Origin of the sequence: Streptomyces sp. NBC_00557, assembly GCF_036345995.1 — a bacterium.
Lineage (GTDB): Bacteria > Actinomycetota > Actinomycetes > Streptomycetales > Streptomycetaceae > Streptomyces.
This window is the reverse complement of the sequence record NZ_CP107796.1, coordinates 266795-282290: the sequence shown is the minus strand read 5'-3', so window position 1 is coordinate 282290 and position 15496 is coordinate 266795. Positions and strand designations below refer to the sequence as shown.

Annotated in this window: 16 protein-coding genes and 2 pseudogenes; 7 read left to right on the top strand and 11 right to left on the bottom strand. The window is 71.0% G+C overall.

Annotated elements, in window-relative coordinates:
• Positions 1-109: 109 nt before the first annotated feature.
• Positions 110-784, bottom strand: a complete 675-nt coding sequence (locus OG956_RS01345) for a haloacid dehalogenase type II (RefSeq protein WP_330336049.1) — start codon at positions 782-784, stop codon at positions 110-112.
• 422 nt (positions 785-1206) lie between these two features.
• Positions 1207-1869 carry a peroxiredoxin-like family protein gene (locus OG956_RS01340; protein ID WP_330336048.1) on the bottom strand — a complete coding sequence of 221 codons (663 nt, stop codon included), beginning with the start codon at positions 1867-1869 and terminating at the stop codon, positions 1207-1209.
• A 135-nt stretch (positions 1870-2004) separates the two neighbouring features.
• On the opposite strand from OG956_RS01340, the gene OG956_RS01335 reads away from it, so the two are divergent.
• The 3 genes and pseudogenes from OG956_RS01335 (at position 2005) to OG956_RS01325 (ending at position 5023) form a co-directional block, all read left to right on the top strand.
• Entirely contained in the window at positions 2005-2646 is a 642-nt protein-coding gene (locus tag OG956_RS01335; protein WP_330336047.1) for a TetR/AcrR family transcriptional regulator, read from the top strand.
• Between the two features lie 213 nt (positions 2647-2859).
• Positions 2860-3777: pseudogene (locus tag OG956_RS01330) on the top strand (FAD-dependent oxidoreductase); the annotation flags it as partial.
• A gap of 39 nt (positions 3778-3816) precedes the next feature.
• Positions 3817-5023 (top strand): annotated as a pseudogene (locus tag OG956_RS01325) (cytochrome P450).
• A gap of 65 nt (positions 5024-5088) precedes the next feature.
• Here the strand turns inward: OG956_RS01325 and OG956_RS01320 are convergent.
• Both OG956_RS01320 and OG956_RS01315 read right to left on the bottom strand, forming a co-directional pair.
• Positions 5089-5466 (bottom strand): hypothetical protein, encoded by a 378-nt coding sequence (locus OG956_RS01320; protein WP_330336046.1) that lies wholly within the window; start codon positions 5464-5466, stop codon positions 5089-5091.
• A gap of 159 nt (positions 5467-5625) precedes the next feature.
• The gene (locus tag OG956_RS01315) at positions 5626-6453 is read right to left on the bottom strand and encodes a helix-turn-helix transcriptional regulator (RefSeq protein WP_330336045.1); all 828 of its coding nucleotides are present in this window, start codon (positions 6451-6453) and stop codon (positions 5626-5628) included.
• Between the two features lie 131 nt (positions 6454-6584).
• On the opposite strand from OG956_RS01315, the gene OG956_RS01310 reads away from it, so the two are divergent.
• Together OG956_RS01310 and OG956_RS01305 are read left to right on the top strand one after the other, a co-directional pair.
• The gene (locus OG956_RS01310) at positions 6585-7301 is read left to right on the top strand and encodes an SDR family oxidoreductase (RefSeq protein ID WP_330336044.1); all 717 of its coding nucleotides are present in this window, start codon (positions 6585-6587) and stop codon (positions 7299-7301) included.
• 258 nt (positions 7302-7559) lie between these two features.
• Positions 7560-8765 (top strand): MFS transporter, encoded by a 1206-nt coding sequence (locus OG956_RS01305; RefSeq protein ID WP_330336043.1) that lies wholly within the window; start codon positions 7560-7562, stop codon positions 8763-8765.
• 306 nt (positions 8766-9071) lie between these two features.
• On the opposite strand, the gene OG956_RS01300 is transcribed toward OG956_RS01305, so the two are convergent.
• A complete protein-coding gene (locus OG956_RS01300; RefSeq protein ID WP_330342699.1) occupies positions 9072-9788 on the bottom strand; it encodes a hypothetical protein in 717 nt (238 codons plus the stop codon).
• 182 nt (positions 9789-9970) lie between these two features.
• Here OG956_RS01300 and OG956_RS01295 point away from each other — a divergent pair, with 182 nt between their 5' ends.
• Entirely contained in the window at positions 9971-10093 is a 123-nt protein-coding gene (locus tag OG956_RS01295; protein WP_330336042.1) for a hypothetical protein, read from the top strand.
• A 75-nt stretch (positions 10094-10168) separates the two neighbouring features.
• Here the strand turns inward: OG956_RS01295 and OG956_RS01290 are convergent, their stop codons facing one another.
• Positions 10169-10864 (bottom strand): glycerophosphodiester phosphodiesterase, encoded by a 696-nt coding sequence (locus OG956_RS01290; protein ID WP_330336041.1) that lies wholly within the window; start codon positions 10862-10864, stop codon positions 10169-10171.
• Between the two features lie 300 nt (positions 10865-11164).
• On the opposite strand from OG956_RS01290, the gene OG956_RS01285 reads away from it, so the two are divergent.
• Complete coding sequence (locus tag OG956_RS01285) at positions 11165-11644, top strand: hypothetical protein (protein WP_330336040.1); 480 nt, start codon at positions 11165-11167, stop codon at positions 11642-11644.
• Positions 11645-11796: 152 nt separating this feature from the next.
• On the opposite strand, the gene OG956_RS01280 is transcribed toward OG956_RS01285, so the two are convergent.
• The 5 genes from OG956_RS01280 to OG956_RS01260 all read right to left on the bottom strand — a co-directional run bounded on the left by OG956_RS01280 (position 11797) and on the right by OG956_RS01260 (position 15469).
• Positions 11797-12411, bottom strand: coding sequence for a hypothetical protein (locus OG956_RS01280; RefSeq protein ID WP_330336039.1), 615 nt, complete (start codon positions 12409-12411; stop codon positions 11797-11799).
• 598 nt (positions 12412-13009) lie between these two features.
• A complete protein-coding gene (locus OG956_RS01275) occupies positions 13010-13180 on the bottom strand; it encodes a hypothetical protein (RefSeq protein WP_330336038.1) in 171 nt (56 codons plus the stop codon).
• A 25-nt stretch (positions 13181-13205) separates the two neighbouring features.
• Positions 13206-13562 carry a PRC-barrel domain-containing protein gene (locus tag OG956_RS01270; protein WP_330336037.1) on the bottom strand — a complete coding sequence of 119 codons (357 nt, stop codon included), beginning with the start codon at positions 13560-13562 and terminating at the stop codon, positions 13206-13208.
• A gap of 206 nt (positions 13563-13768) precedes the next feature.
• Positions 13769-14008 carry a non-oxidative hydroxyarylic acid decarboxylases subunit D gene (locus OG956_RS01265; protein WP_330336036.1) on the bottom strand — a complete coding sequence of 80 codons (240 nt, stop codon included), beginning with the start codon at positions 14006-14008 and terminating at the stop codon, positions 13769-13771.
• Positions 14009-14041: 33 nt separating this feature from the next.
• A complete protein-coding gene (locus tag OG956_RS01260) occupies positions 14042-15469 on the bottom strand; it encodes a non-oxidative hydroxyarylic acid decarboxylases subunit C (RefSeq protein ID WP_330336035.1) in 1428 nt (475 codons plus the stop codon).
• Between the last annotated feature and the right edge of the window lie 27 nt (positions 15470-15496).

The following is a 15496-nucleotide window of genomic DNA, read 5'->3' as shown; positions in this document are numbered from 1 at the left end:
CCCTGCCGGACCTGCCGGTTCACCACTCCGCCAGGCAGCAGGCTGAGCGGTTCGGGGCACATCCGGGGCGGGTGGAAGCGGCGCGGCACCGCATCGGGTGCGGCCTCGTTCAGCGGCAGTCGCGTTCGATGACGAGGTCGGCGATGTCGCCGATGTTGCCGGCGACGATGTCGGGCTGCGGACCGATCGGGCTGAGCACCGCGCCCGGGCGGCGCACGAAGGCCGCCTTGCAGCCGGCCTGAAGAGCGCCTGTGACGTCCCAGGAGTGGGCGGCGACGAGGCGCACCTCTGCCGGAGGCACACCGAAGGCCGCGGCGACCGCGTGGTACGGCTCGGGCGCGGGCTTGAGCCGGCGCACGGCGTGCGCCGACATCACCCGGTCGAACAGGTCCCGGATGCCGGCATGGCGCAATTGCCGTTCCGCCACCTCCTCCACGGAGTTGGTCAGGGCCACCAGGCGCAGGGGAGTGTCCGCGAGTCTGCGCAGGGCCGCCGGCACCTCGGGGTGCGGGGGCAGGGAGGCCATCAGGCCGACCGTCTCCTCGACCTGTTCCTCGGTCAGTGACACGCCCTCGCGCTGCGCGAGCATGCGCAGGGCCGCTCGCTGGGCGGTGGTGAAGTCCACGTAGGCGCCGGTCAGGCCGCCGACGAAAGACAGTTGCAGCATCTGGCCGAACCACTGCGGCCGCAGCTTCGCGGTGCCGAAGAGGGCTTCGAACGGCCCGTCCAGGGGCTTGAGGTCCAGCAGCGTCTCGTTGACGTCGAATGCCAGTATCCGGGTCACGTGCGGTTCCGTTCCATGGTCGGTGGTGGGAGCGGGGTGTCTGGCGGGACGCGCGCGGCGGGGGTCGGCCGGGGCAGGACACGTCCCGATTCTCCGCGGAGGCCTCGCCGGCGAGCCGGTCGGCCGGCGAGCGGGCGGAGCGGTCTCGGACGGCTCGCTTGGCCGCGGGCCACCAGGGCCACCCGGGCGCTCGCGTCCCCGAGGGCCACCGGTGCTCCCGCGGCGCGAGGGGCAGGGACGACGGCCCGTCCGGTTCCGCGGCCCGGGGCTGACGGCGAGCGGGCCCCCGAGGGTGAGCAGGACCCCTGCCCCGCTGCCCGTCACCAGCGTGACGTCGCCGTTCAGGGACACCATCCGCTCCGATCGGGAAGAAGTCCGGCCCACGGGTCCTGCGCGCACGCCCCGTGAGCCCGCGAGCGGGCTCAGTGGATCGTCTCCGTGAGGGCCGCGAGAATCCGGGAGGGCTCGGTGCGGGTGGTGTAGTTCGGGTGGACGTCGATCCATCGCAGAACGCCCTGGGCGTCGACGATCGCCACGGTCGGCATGACGACATCGCGGGTGCCGTCGGCGTTCACCTCGGTGAGGTCCAGACCGAGGGAGGCCTGGGCCTGCTGGGCCTGGTCGCTCGGCCGGGTGAGGATGCCGAGCGCGCGGCCGATCCGGTTGCCGGGGTCGGAGAGCACGGCGTACGAGAGGCCGTTGGTCTCCGCCATGGTCAGCGAACCGTCCGGCTTCTGCGGGCTGACGGCGATCATCGCCACACCCCGCTCGTCCAGTTCGGCCGCCAGTTCCCGCTGGTAGGTGCGCAGCGCCACGTTGCAGTACGGGCACCAGGCGCCGCGGTAGAAGACCACGACCGCGGGCCGGCCGTGGCGGGTCTGCTCCAGCGTGGTGGCGTTCCCCTGAGCGTCGAGCAGCGGCGCGTCCGGCATGGGGGATCCGACGACAGCGATGCCTGCCGGGAGCCCGGCGGCGTCCAGCTCGGCCTGCTCGGCGCTGAAGGCCTCCAGCGCCTCGGCCGGAACCTGTCCGGCCAAGCCGCCGGCGAGAGCGGCGACCTGGTCGGCGATGGGGGTGAGGGTCATGGCGCGTCCTTCCGGAGGAGCCCGGTGCAGCACGGCAGTGTGCCCCGGCTTCCCAGTTCTAGAGCGCCCACTCTATTCCGCTGCATTAGATTGTCAACTCTAAAAACGCCGCGGTTCTGTTAGCGTGACCGAGTGATGAGCAGCAGTACCGAGGAGTCCCAAAGCGCCCAGGAACGCCGCCTGACCGCCAAGGGGCGGGCCACTCGCGACCGCATCGTGGCGGCGGCGGCCAAGCTGATGTACGAGCGCGGCGTGGCGGGCACCAGCACGGAGGACATCCTCAAGGCCGCCCAGGTCACCAGCCCTTCGCAGCTGTACCACTACTTCGGCGACAAGCGGTCCCTCGTCCAGGCCGTCATCCGGCACCAGACCGAGCAGGTCCTCGGCTTCCAGCGGCCGCTGCTGAGCAGGCTGGACAGTTTCGAGGCCCTGGAGGCCTGGCGTGACGCGGTCATCCAGGTGCAGCATGCCCGTGGCTGTCAGGGCGGCTGTCCCCTCGGTTCGCTGGCCGCCGAACTCTCCGACCTCGATCCGCAGGCCCGCGCCCAGCTCGTGGCGGCGTACGGCCAGTGGGAGAACGCCATCCGCGACGGGCTGCGCACCATGCAGGAACGCGGCGAGCTGCACCGGGACGCCGACGCCGGACGGCTCGCCCTCGCGCTGCTGACCGCGCTCCAGGGCGGCCTGCTGATGACCCAGGCCCACCGCGACACCGTCGCCCTGGAGGCGGTGCTCGACGCGATGATCGACCGCATCCGCTGCCACGCAGCCGGCTAGTCCAGGCAGTCTCGTTTGGATCGGTCTGTCGTGGGTCCGGGGGGCCGTTGACGCTGGCCGGCCTCAAGCCCCCTCTCGTCCCCCTGGGCCCCGACACGCCCTGGCTGGCAGCCGACCCGCCACGCGCCGAGGCGATCCGCGCATCCGGTGCCCGCCTGTCCGGGAGTTGCCGCGTCACCGTCCCACAGCACGTCCACCTCAACGAGGCGGGCAATCGGGACCGGTTTCACGGGCTCCGAGGTCGCCTCCGCCTGCCGGGAGCTGGGCCTCGAGATCACGGTCGCCGAGCGCGGCCCGGCACCGCTGGTGGGCGCGCTCGGCGGAGTGATCGGCGCAGTCGCGGACCGGCTGCAGCGAAAGCACGGGGTCGACCTGCGGTGCGGGGTCAGCGTGACCGCCCTCGAGGGCGATGACGTGGGACGGCTCAAGCGCGCCCACCTGTCCGACGGTTCCGCGATCGACGTGGATGTGGCCGTTGTCTCGCTCGGCGCCATGCGGAACACGGAATGGCTCGTCGGCTCGGGGGTGGCCGCGGGTCCCCGGGGGATCGCCTGCGACGCCGGGTGCCGGGTGTTCGACGTCAACGGCATCGTCACCGACGACATCTACGCCGCAGGTGACGTCGCCCGCAGCCCCCACCCGCTGTTCGACTACCAGTTCCTGGCGCTGGAGCACTGGGGCAACGCGGTCGAACAGGCCGAGATCGCCGCCCACAACATGATCTGTGCGGGTCCGGATCGCCGGCCGCACCTGTGGCTGCCGATGTTCTGGTCCACCCAGTTCGGTGTCAACATCAAGTCGGTCGGTGTTCCCACCCTGGGCGACCAACTGGTCGTCGCACAGGGAGCGCTCACCGAGGCGCGGTTCGTCGCGGTGTACGGCTACCGGGGCCGCGTCATCGCCGCGGCGTCCTTCGACGGAGCCAAGTGGCTGGGGTTCTACGAGCAGCAGATCGCGTCCGGCGCGCCGTTCCCGCCGGAGTACCGCACGGTCGACCGCCGGACCGAGACGCTGCATCCGGTCGACCCGGCCTTCCCCGACCCCCACCTGCCCACCCACGGGGCCACAGTCACGCTTACGGGTCACTCCCCGAGCGAGCGGCGTGTCGCGTTCGTTCCGGCGCATGCCTGATCACCGGCCCTGCACCGCCCGGAGCACTCAGGAGACACCATGACGCCCGGCACCCTCATCGCGCAGATCACCGACTACGCCAATCGGGCCGATCCGTACCCGCTCTACGCGGAACTGCGCAAGCAACCGGTCAGGCGGGAGGACGACGGCACCTACCTGGTCAGCACCTACTACGAGGTGCGGAGCCTGGCCAACGACCCGCGGCTGAGCAACGACACGAGCAACCGCCCGTCCGGCTACGCCCGCGTCGGACAACCGGACCCGGAGACCGGTCTGCCGCCCAGCTTCATCTTCACCGACCCGCCCGTGCACGACCGGCTGCGCGACACCATCAACCGGCCGTTCGGCCCCCCGCACAGCCCCAGATTCCCCGACGACCTGCGCGGAGAGCTGGCCAAAGTCGTCACTGAACTGCTCGACGCCTTCGAAGGCAAGGAACAGGTCGACATCGTCGAGGACTTCTCCTACCCCCTTCCCGTCACCGCCATCTGCAAGGTCCTCGGCGTGCCGCGCGAGGACGAACCGCGCTTCCACGTCTGGGCCGACGCCCTGGCGTCGTCCCTCGATCCCCAGGCCGGCGACGACGGCCGGGAAAAGGCACAGCGGGCGCGCCAGGACATGGGCGCCCACCTGACCGATCTGATCGAGACAAAACGCCGCCACCCCCGGCCCCGGGATGCTCAGCGCGCTCGCCCCCGCCATGACACCGGCGGACCTGGAGGCCACCGCGGTGCTGCTGCTGGTCGCCGGCCACGAGACCACCGTCAACGCCATCACCAACACGACCCTCACCCTGCTGCGCCACCCCGACGTCCTCGACCGCTTCCAGAAGGACCCGGACCTGGCCGTCCCCCTCATCGAGGAAGTGCTGCGCTACGAGCCCCCGGTCCAGTTCATCCCATTCACCACCGCCCTGGCCGACATCGACGTCGCCGGCACCACCATCCCCGAGGGCTCCCCGGTCTGGCTCATGCTGGCCGCGGCCAACCGCGACCCCAGACGCTTCAAGGACCCCGACCGGTTCGACCCCGACCGCAGGGACAACGAACACCTGGGCTTCTACACCGGCATCCACTACTGCTTCGGCGCCCCCCTCGCCCGGATAGAACTCCATGCGGCCGTGCCCGAGCTCTTCCGCCGGGTCAGGTTCTCCGGGCTGCTCGAGGACCCGCCGCCGTACCGCGCCAACGCCGTGCTGCGCGGCCCCCGGCACCTTCCCGTGGCGATCGAGGGCCTCACGGCCTGAGCACCGCCGCAGGGGCCGGGGGAACTGGTCCAGCTGCTTGGGCGATTTGATCTGCGATGCCTGCCTCAACCAAGTCGTCTCCTGGCCGCCCCGCTGTTTCGCGTGGGGGACTCAGGCCGGCCTGAGTTGGACGTGTCGCGGTGCTGCGGGCCGCGAGGCCCGTAGTCGATGTCCGCGCCGGTGTTGCTGCTGGCCATGATCGCGGCGGGAGCGTCGTAGGGATCCATGACCGCTTCGATGAAGATCAGCGTGTCGTCGGGCGCGCTGAGGGCCTCCGCCAGGTCCGCGGTGGTCTTGACAACGAACGACCGCGCCGTGGTATCCCGGCGGAGCACCCTCGGTAGATCCGCGTAGGCCCAGGTGGCGATGTCGTTGTACTGCTCGGCTTTGCCGAGGTAACCGCGTTCGATCGTGTATCCGCCGTTGTTGATCAGGAAGATCACCGGCTTGCACTACCGGCTGCTGGTCTCGGGCGAACCGGTGGACGCCGCCTACGTCGACACCGTCGTCGACCTCTGCCTGACCGCACTGGCCCCCTGACGCCACGGTCGGCCCGGCTCGCTCTCGAGGCGACCCGAGCATGAGGTGCTGCTGATCAGGCGCTACGCCGGCGGACGCTGACCGGTCGCCTCGGCGAGTTCGTGCAGGGCTCGTGCCGAGGGCGAGCCGGGGTCCGCGGTGATCAGCACGACTTCCTGGTCGTCCTCGGGCACCAGCAGGACGTCGCAGTTCAGCCGGAGTCTGCCCGCCGTCGGATGGCCGACGGTCTTGGTGCGGTGGCCGGGCGCGTGCACGGGCCGCGACTGCCACAGCCGGCGGAACTCCTCGCTGCCCTCGTGCAGTTCGGCCAGCAGGGCGGCGAGCCCGGTGTCATGGGGGTAGCGGTCGGCGGCGCGGCGCAGCCGTGCCACCAGGACGTGCCCGAACTCCTCGGCGTCCGCCGGGTCGTGCAGCGGTCCCTCGCCGAGGAACCGGCGCCGCGCGAGGTTCGTCGTCCCGCGTCCCAGCCCACCGCCGAGCAGCGCCTGTGCCAGCGGGTTCCACGCCACGACACCGTAGGCGGCGTCGGTGACGATCGCGGCGGTGTCCGGCAGCCGCTGCAGCATCCGGGCCACATGCGGGCGCACCCGTCGCACGGGTCCGGCGCCGGGCGGCGCGGCCGATCCGGCGAGGCGGAAGAGGTGGTCGCGCTCGGCGGGCGTGAGCCGCAGGGCCCGTGCGAGCGAGTCCAGGATCCGGGCGGACGGCCGGGGCCCGCGGGCCTGCTCCAGCCGTACGTAGTAGTCGACCGACATGTGGGCCAGCTCCGCCACCTCCTCCCGCCGCAGGCCGGGCGTGCGGCGAGGTGCGCCGGCCGGCAGCCCGAATTCGTGCGGACGCAGTTCCGCCCGGCGCTCCCGCAGAAAGCGGGCCAGCTCCTGCCTCGGCATGAACGCCTCCTTCGGCGGCCGTTGTCCTCGACTTCTCCGGGAACTGCCGTTGCCCGGGCCTGGTCTTCCCCGGGCTGCCTGGTACAGGTGATCCCTGGCACGGCCGTCGCGCCGCGAGGACCGTGGCTGTCATGAACGATCGCACAGCACTGGTCACCGGTGCCAACAAGGGAATCGGCCGGCATATCGCGGCCCGGCTGGTCGCGGAGGGCTTCACCGTGTACGTGGGGTCACGGGACGCCGCGCGGGGGCGGCAGGCCGTCGAGCAGATCGGCGGCGACGCGCGGCTTCTGGTGCTCGACGTCACCGACGCCGACAGCGTCGCGAAGGCGGCGGCGCGGGTGGACCGCCTGGACGTCCTGGTCAACAACGCGGGCATCAATCCGTCCCTCGCCCCGCCGACCGAGTCCCACGCCGAGGAGTTCCGCCGGGCGTACGAGACGAACGTCGTCGGCGTGGTGGAGGTGACCAACGCCTTCCTCCCGGCCCTGCGCCGCTCTCCGCACCCCCGCATCGTCAACGTCTCCAGCGGCACGGCCTCCCTGACCTGGAGCACGCACCCCAACCCCCAGTTCCCGCCGGGCCGTCCGGGTTCCGCCGCGTACCGCGCCTCGAAGGCCGCCCTCAACGCCCTCACGCTCCTGTACGCCCAGACGCTCGCCGAGGAGGGCGTCAAGGTCAACGCCCTCGCCCCCGGCCGGCGCGCCACCGACCTGGTCCCCGGAGCCATGGCCACGGGCGGCGACCCGGCGGAGGCTGCGGCAGGGGCCGTGCGTCTCGCGCTCCTCCCGGACGACGGGCCGACAGGCGCGTTCTTCTCGTGGGACGGGACCAAGGTGCCGTGGTGAGCGGCTCCCTCTGATGCACCCGGCTCGCCGGGGCTCCGGCGAACGGGCTGCACCCGGTTCGTTTCCGCGCGCCGTTCCTCTACCCTCAAGGAGGTCACCACTACCGCATGACATCTGCCCGGTGACGGAGCCGGCGTGGGGTGCGCGTCCCCGCTCCACGCCACCACTGGACGGCTTCAGACGCAGCCACGGGTCGGCACATCCGGACGCCGACGACCTCGTGCGGCGCGTCCCGCCGGGCGGCGAAAGGGATCCGCCGTGCCTTCGGCTTCGGCGAACTACCGGACCGTGCTGCGCACTTCGGGTGCTGCGGCCTTCTTCCTTCCCGCTGCTGTCGGGCGTCTGGGCATCGCCATGACGGGGATCGGCCTCGTCTGGCTGGTGCACGCACGCACCGGGTCGTATGCCGCCGCGGGTCTCGTCACCGGCGGATTCGCTGTCGCGGACGCCGCCGCCGGTCCCCAACTCGGCCGGCTTGCCGACCGGTTCGGGCAGACGCGAGTGCTTCCCTGCGCGCTGGGCGCACATGCCGGGGCCGTGGCGCTGCTGCTCGCCGGCACCGTTCCGGACCCGCTCGCAGGAGTGCTCGTCGGGGCCACGCTGCCCCAGCTCGGTGCCCTGTCCGCCGCTCGCTGGTCCGCCCTGCTCTCCGGCGAACGGGCTGCCGCGCTGCCCACCGCCTTCGCTCTGGAGGCCCTCGCCAACGGCGTGTCCTACCTGGCCGGCCCCGCCCTGGTGAGCGCCCTCGGGGCAGCGGGCCACCCGGGCGCCGGAGTACTGCTCGCCGCCGCCCTCGTCGTCGGCGGCGGACTCGCCCTCGCCGCCCAGCGCCGCACCACGCCGCCCGTCACCGGCCGCACCGAACACCGGCACGCCGGACGCGCCCTGCTTCACTCCGCGTTCCTGCGGCAGGTCGCGCTCGGCCTCGCGCTCGGGGTGTTCTTCGGCGCGATGCAGGTGTCCATCACCGCGTACGCCGTCGACCGCGGCACGCCGGACGCGGCAGCACCGCTCTACGCCGCCTCCAACTGCACCAACCTCTTGGCGAGTTGGGCTTACGGAGTAGGGCGCCACCGCGGCTCGCCCCGATGCCACCAGGCCGCGGCCGCCGCCTGCCTCGCCCTCGCGGGCCTCCCGCTGACCTTCCTCGACGCCCCCCTCGCGGTCGGCGCCGCCCTCGCCCTGACCGGACTCGCCGTGCCCGTCGTCGTGATCCTGGCCTCCGTTCTCACGGAGTCGTCGGTCCCGCGCACCGTCCTCACCCAGGCCCTCACCTGGGGCAACTCCGCCAGCGCCGCAGGATCTGCGGGCGCCGCGGCGGTCGCGGGCCGGGTGGTGGACACGGCCGGCCCGCACGGTGGTTTCGCTGTCGCGGCGGGGGCCGCGGTGGTGATGACGGTCCTGGCGCTCGGCGGCCTGCGTGGTTCACCACGTCACAGTGCCGCCAGTCCCCTGCGGCGGTGACCGGCGGCCGTCTGCCGCACTCCCGGCGGACCCGGTCCACCAAGTCCGCGCCACGCGCGCGCTCGGCCTGGGGCGGCGCTGAAGGTGGCGCGGTCGACCTCGGGCAGGCCGAGCTGGGCGCCGTATCCGGAGATCCGCTCCAAGTTGTCCATGAGGGGCCAGCGGCAGTAGCCGAGGCCGGGCGTGCCGGCGGCGGTCTGGAACCTTGACCGCCGCGTGGGCGGCGCGGCGGCTACCGCGCCGCCCACGGCGAGGTTTCCGGGAGGAACCCGGAGTGGAGTGGGGCGGCTGCCCGGTGGCGGGGTGTCAGACGATGACGGGGACGGCCTCGGCGCGGTCGGTGGCCCAGTTGGTGACGATGGGCTTGTCGACGGTGGCGGTGTCGGGGAGCTTGAGCTCCGCGGGGTTGGGGTCGTCGTCGGTGGTGGCGATGATGACGTTCTCGAACTCCTTGCCGGCGTTGCCCTTGGTGGTCTTGGGGTTGATGCCGGTGTACGCGACGGTGGAGCCGGTGAGCTTGATCGGAGCGGCGCCGCCCTGTCCGACGGGGGAGGCCACGCCGTCGGCGCCGGAGCCGAAGGACACGCTGGGCGTGTTTGCCGGCAGGTAGCAGGTGATGCCGGGCTTGGCCTTGGCGGTGACGAGGTAGTAGCCGCCGGCCTGGGTCTCTAAGGTGACCGTGAAGTCCAGGTCGTTGGTACCGCAGGACTGCCCGTACCTGCTCTTCCTGCCGTCGCCGGAGCCGGCGGCCTTGTCGGTGGAGCCGCCGGAGTCGGAGGCGGACCCGTGGCTGGAAGGGCTGTTGGCGGAGGAACTGTTGCCGGCGGAGCTGCCGCTCACGCTGCTGCTGGCGGAGGCAGTGGAGGCGGTGGGGGAGGGGGTCGCAGCCCTGCCGGTGTCCGCGGACCTACCGCCGCCCGCCGCGTCGTCGGAGTCGCAGGCGGCGGTGGTGGCGAGGGCCGTCACCACTGCGGCGGCGGCCAGGAGAAGACGGGAGGAACGGGTGGCGAGAAGCGAACGCATCATGATCTCCAGCGACTGTCGGATGCTGATTTTCCTCTGACACCGATGACGCTAAGGCCGGTTCGTCCCTGAATGATCCGATGCATGTCCGGTTTCTGTATCAGCAACTTCGGTTCCGGACACCGGCGTTGCATGCACCGGCCTCGGCTCGGGCAGCGTGTCCGTGAACGAGCGAGTCGCGGATGCACTGGCTCGGGGGGTGCTCCGTCGGCCCCTGTCAGGGCCACGCTCGCAGCGGCTGGTACGGCTTCAACGCCCCGGTGGTCGACGTACCGGTGCGCGTCGCCGTTCCCGCCGACGAGTGAGCCTGCTACGGCCGTGCCCTTGACACGATGACCGACCCGGGACCGGCGTGTCGATCGAGCCGGACCTCACCGAGGTCAGGCCGTGGCCTCGGCCAGCCGCTTCATGTCGGGCCGGTCGGTCACACAGCCCACCAGGCCGAGCGTCCGGGCCAGCGTCAGGTCGCGCTCGTCGTTGACGGTCCAGGCCATCACGTCGATGCCGGCGGCGCCGCACTTCTCCACGATGGCCCGGTTCAGCTGGCGCAGTTCCACGCTGACCAAGGTGGAGCCGACCTTCTGAGCGCGGCCGACGAAGGTGTCGCGGTGTGCGCTGGGGCCTGCCACCAGCACGGTGCGGGCCTGCGGCAGCAGTGTGTGGATCTCGATCAGGGCCGCGTCGTGGAACGACAGCACCGAGACCCGGTGCAGCAGGTCCCGGTCGGTGAGCACCTTGGCCAGCGACCGGGCGGCGGCCACGTCCTTGATCTCCGCCTGGATCGGCAGCGTCGGCCCGACGGCGTCCAGTACCTCTTCGAACGTGGGGATCCGCTCGCCGAGGCCGGCGTCGAGCTTCTTCAGCTGCCGCAACTCCTGGTCGGCGATGGGACCGGAGCCGTCCGTCGTGCGGTCCAGGGTCTCGTCGTGCATGACGACCAGCTCGCCGTCCCTGCTCAGGTGCAGGTCCAGTTCGATGCCGTCCAACCCCTCGCGTTCGGCCCGCAGGAAAGAGCGCAGGGTGTTCTCCGGCTCGGCGGCCATGACACCGCGGTGGCCGATGGTGAAGAAGGACACTCGTTGCCGTCCTTGGGTGTGATGGTTCGGGGCAGTCGCACGGGCGCCGTACCGCCGCCGGCAGACATCCGACCGCCCGTCGGGGAACCCCAGCGTAATGGGGCCGTACCCTCCGCGCGCTGAGCGGGTGGCCGGGACTCACCGGACGGCCCGCCGGCGGAACTTCCGCGCTCACTTGAGTACCGCGCCGGAGCAAGGCAAGGAGCGGCACTGGCCACCGGCCGGCCGGCACCGCGATACAGCCGCCCGGCGTGGCGGAGCCACTGGTGCCGACGCGGTGAGGTCGGACAAGCTCGCCACATGGACTGGATGCCCTTGCTCTCTACGCTGGCCGGCGCCGTCATCGGCATCGCGGCCACGGTGATCGCCGATCGCAACCGGTGGAAACGGGAGGAGGCCAGACATGCGCTGGAAGTCCGGCGTGAGGTGTACACAGAGTTCGTTTCCGCCCTCAAAACCGCGGGTGAGGAGATGCGGGCGGTCGCCTTGGGCGATCACATGTCCGAGTCGGCGCGTGACGCGGCGGTGCGGGAGGCCGTCCGCGGCACGGGCATCTACACAGCGAGCGAGCGCCTGTGGCTCGTCGGCCCGTCGCAGGTGGTGGCCGCGGGGAACGAGGCGTTCCACAGCCTGCGGGCGATACGTGACGCGTACGCCCGAGGGGTGGCTGTCGATTCCGCCGAGGCGGCGCCCCTGATAGCGCGGCGGCGCGCGGCCATGGCTGAGATGCGCCGCCTCATGCGGGAGGACCTGGGCATCGGCTCCCTGGACATCGAGTGATCGTCACCGGTCCCGCTGAAGAAGGCGCATCATGACGAGTGAAGGGACGACGGCGTGTGCGACTGCTGCCAGGGGCGGATGGGAGAGACGGATGGGGGAGACCCCCGGACCGTGATCGGTCCAGGGGCCTTCCTGTGCGTCGGCGGGTGCAGTCACCACCACCACCCGCCGCGGTCGCAGACCACCCGGAAGCTGCCCACGACCCCGCGGTGACCGAATCGGCCCTCGCCGTGCGATCCGAACTCGCCGTCGCCGTGGTCATGGGGCACCACGCCGAAGCTCTCACTGCGGGGGCCCACCGTGGCGATCGGAGGACCACCGTCGCAGTTGAAGCCCCGGAAGACTTCGACGGTCTTCCAGCTCTCGTTGAGAACGTTGAAGCTGTGCGCGCCCAGTCCGCTGGCCACGGTGATGCACCCGTCCACGAAGGCCGGGTACGAACGTTCGTTGATGAAGATCCTTCCGACTCTGCCGTGACCGTGACCGCGTCCACCGTAGCCATGACGTCCACCGTCGTAGCGTCCACCGTAGCCGTGACGTCCGCCGTCGTAGCGACCACCGCCGTCATGACGTCCGCCGTCGTAGCGACCGCCGTCGCCGTGACGCTCACCGCCGTCGCGTCCGCCGTCGTAGCGACCGCCGTCGTCGTGACGTCCGCCGTCGTCGCGTCCACCGTCGTAGCGACCGCCGCCGTCGCGTCCACCATCATCGCGACGTCCACCGTCGCCGTCGCGACCCTGGTTTCCGCCTCCGTCCCCGGTCTTCACGCCCGAAGGTGCCGTGGCAGAAGAGGCAGAGGCTGCGAAAGCGGTGAGTTGCACAGGCAGGGTGGGGTGATGCGCCGACCGGGCGGGGTGGTGCAGAGGCTGGGTTGCCCGGTGGAGGGTCGGGGAAGCCGGCGTGGACTCGACGGGCGAGGCGTAGGTGATGCCGGCAGCTGCAAGGACGGTCGCGCCTATTCCGGCACCGACCGCGAAAGCACGCGAGGGCATGGGCACTCTCTCTTTCTTATGCGCGTTGGCCGGACGACCGACCTGCGATGAACGTACCGACAACGCACATAACCGGCATTCCGGGCGTGTCCAAGGTGTGAGGCTGTGAGCCAACCAGGTGTCAGAGGTTCAGGACGACGCCCCCGAACGACAGGGTCCGCTCCCAACTACCGGTACTTGCCACGCCGTAGGACGGCATCATCCGCCCGCGCTTCCCGCTGCTCCCCAAGCCCCTCACCGTCCGTCTCCCGGAGCCTGCGGTGTCCGGGCATGAAGCCATGCCGGTGCTTCACCAGGCGCGCGGCCACTGCCGGACCGGCGACCAACTCGGCCAGCAGCAAGAAACGGCGTGCCCACGCCGATTTGCCAACCTTCAGCGTGCGATCCGGTGCCCTCGATGTTGCCGAAAGCGGAGCGCGCCGAAAACGAGATCGGCAAGCAGTACGACGGCACCGATGATCAGCAGATAGAACAGGCCGTGCGCGGCGAATCCGATGATGCCCAGAACGAGGGCTGCGAGGATCAGGAGCAGAAACAGGACCATCGACTCTCCCGGTGGCCTCGGTGGCTTAGCGGCGGGCCAGGCGGCGTTCGCCGCCCGCACCCGGGGCGTAGTCGAGCGAGTAGTGGGCGAAGACATCCGGCTCGGCCGAGGCCGGGAGCTCGCCGTCCGTGTCTATCGCGGGGGCCTTCTTGACCAGGCCTTTGTCGTAGGCGACCTTCACGTAACCAGGGCCGACGGTCGCTCCGACGAGTGGCACGAACACCAGTCGGCGGCGAGTGGGCAGGCCGGCCATGACCGTCGCAAAGATCGGCTTGTCTGTCGCGGTGTCCACGTACACCGCCTCAAGGGTGCCGATTCTGTGGCGACCGGGATCGACCACATCATGGCCACGCCATTCGCGGATGTCGCTTGCCTCGAACACGATGACCTCCGCGTTCGCGAGTACCCCGTGACCGTGCGGCAATGTCTCTCGGAGCAGGTGACCGTGACGGGGGCCGTGGGCGTCACGGTGCGGATGAGCAAGCCGTCGCGTTCGGGGCGTGCAGCGTGTGGGCCAGCGTGGGTTAGTTACCTACTTCAGAGCACCTACTATCCCAAAGTAAGTACTTCTCGCGCAGGTGCCGGCCCCTACGTGAGAAGCGGCGGCACCTCCGGTACCTCGATCGCGTTCGCTATGTCGGCCGGCGTGAGCTTGAAGTTCTCCGGGAAGGCGTCGCGCCGCGTACGGCGGGCGGGCTCGGTCGTACGCCAGGTGTACAGGCAGCGGTCGCACTGGAGCACGTCCCACACTCCGGGGACGGGTGAGGTGGCGAGCCGGGTGACCGTCTCGAAGGCACAGCGGGGGCAGTCGGCGGGCAGATTGCTCATGGCGTCGTCCTTTCGGGGGATCGGGGAGGTCGTTCAGGCACGGCCTGCGAGCATGCCCTGCAGCCGGGCCGCCCACTGCGCGGTCTCCGGCAGGTCCTTGGCGGGCGTGGAGAAGTTGCCCCGGCCGTCGGGTGACACCGGCGTCGTCGCGTCGATGATCATCTTGCTCGTGATGCCGGCGGGCTGGGCCGCCGGGGCCAGCTCCACGACGGACAGGTTGGGTATGACGACGACGTCGTCCTTCGGGTTGACCTTGGCCGACATCGCCCACATGACCTGCGGCAGGTTGAACGGGTCCACGTCCTCGTCGACGAGGATCACCTGAGCGACGTAGCCGAGTCCGTGCGGTGTCGTCATGGCGCGCATGCCGACGGCCTTGGCGAAGCCGCCGTACCGCTTGGCCGTGGAGATGATCACCAACAGACCGTGCGTGTACATGGCGTTGACAGCCTTCACCTCGGGAAACTCAGCCCGCAGCTGCTTCAGCAGCGGCACGCACGTGTTGGGGCCGACGAGGTAGTCGCACTCGGTCCACGGCATGCCGATGTAGAGCGACTCGAAGACCGGGTTCGTGCGGAACGAGACGCGGTCGACGCGGATGACGGGCATGCGGCGCCCGCCCGAGTAGTGGCCGGTGAACTCGCCGAAGGGGCCCTCGATCTGCCGCTTGCGCGACTCGATGACGCCCTCGATGACGACCTCGCTGCCCCAGGGCACGTCGAAGCCGGTGAGCGGCGCGGTGGCGATCGGGGCGGGCGCCCCGCGCAGTGCGCCGGCCATCTCGTACTCGCTGTGGTCGTAGGCCATCGGCATCCCGGCGACGATCGCCATCACCGGGTCGTTGCCGAGAGTGATGGCGATGGGCAGGTCCTCGCCCTTCTCCTCGGCCTTGCGCAGGTGCTGGGCGACGTCGTGCATGGGGACCGGCTGGAAGGCGAGACGGTTGGCGCCGATCACCTGGATGCGGTACGTGCCGACGTTCTGCTTGCCGAAGTGGCCGGGGTCCTCGGGGTCGCGGGAGACCACGGCGGCCTTGTCGAGGTAGAAGCCGCCGTCGCCGTCGTTGAGACGGAACAACGGCAGCACCGAAAAGAGGTCGACGTCGTCGCCCTCCTGGGTGTTCTCCCGCCAGGGCGCGTCCTCGCGGCGCTCCGGCGCGACGGGGAAGGCGTCCCAGCGGCGCGCGAACTCCTCCACCTGCTCCTTGACCGGGGTGTTCCTCGGCAGCCCGAGCGCGAGCGCGTGGTTGGCCCACGAGCCGTGCACGTTCATCGCGATCCGTGCGTCGGTGAAACCCTTGACGTTGTCGAAGTAGAGGGCGGGCGCGTTCTCGCCGATGCGGCCCGTCGCGTTGGCGGCGGCCGCGAGATCGGGCTCCGGCAGCACCTCGTCGGTGATGCGCAGCAGCTGCCCCTGCTTGTCCAGGGTGTCGAGGAAGCTGCGCAGATCGTCATAAGCCACAGGGAACTCCTTTGCGGGTCTGGGACG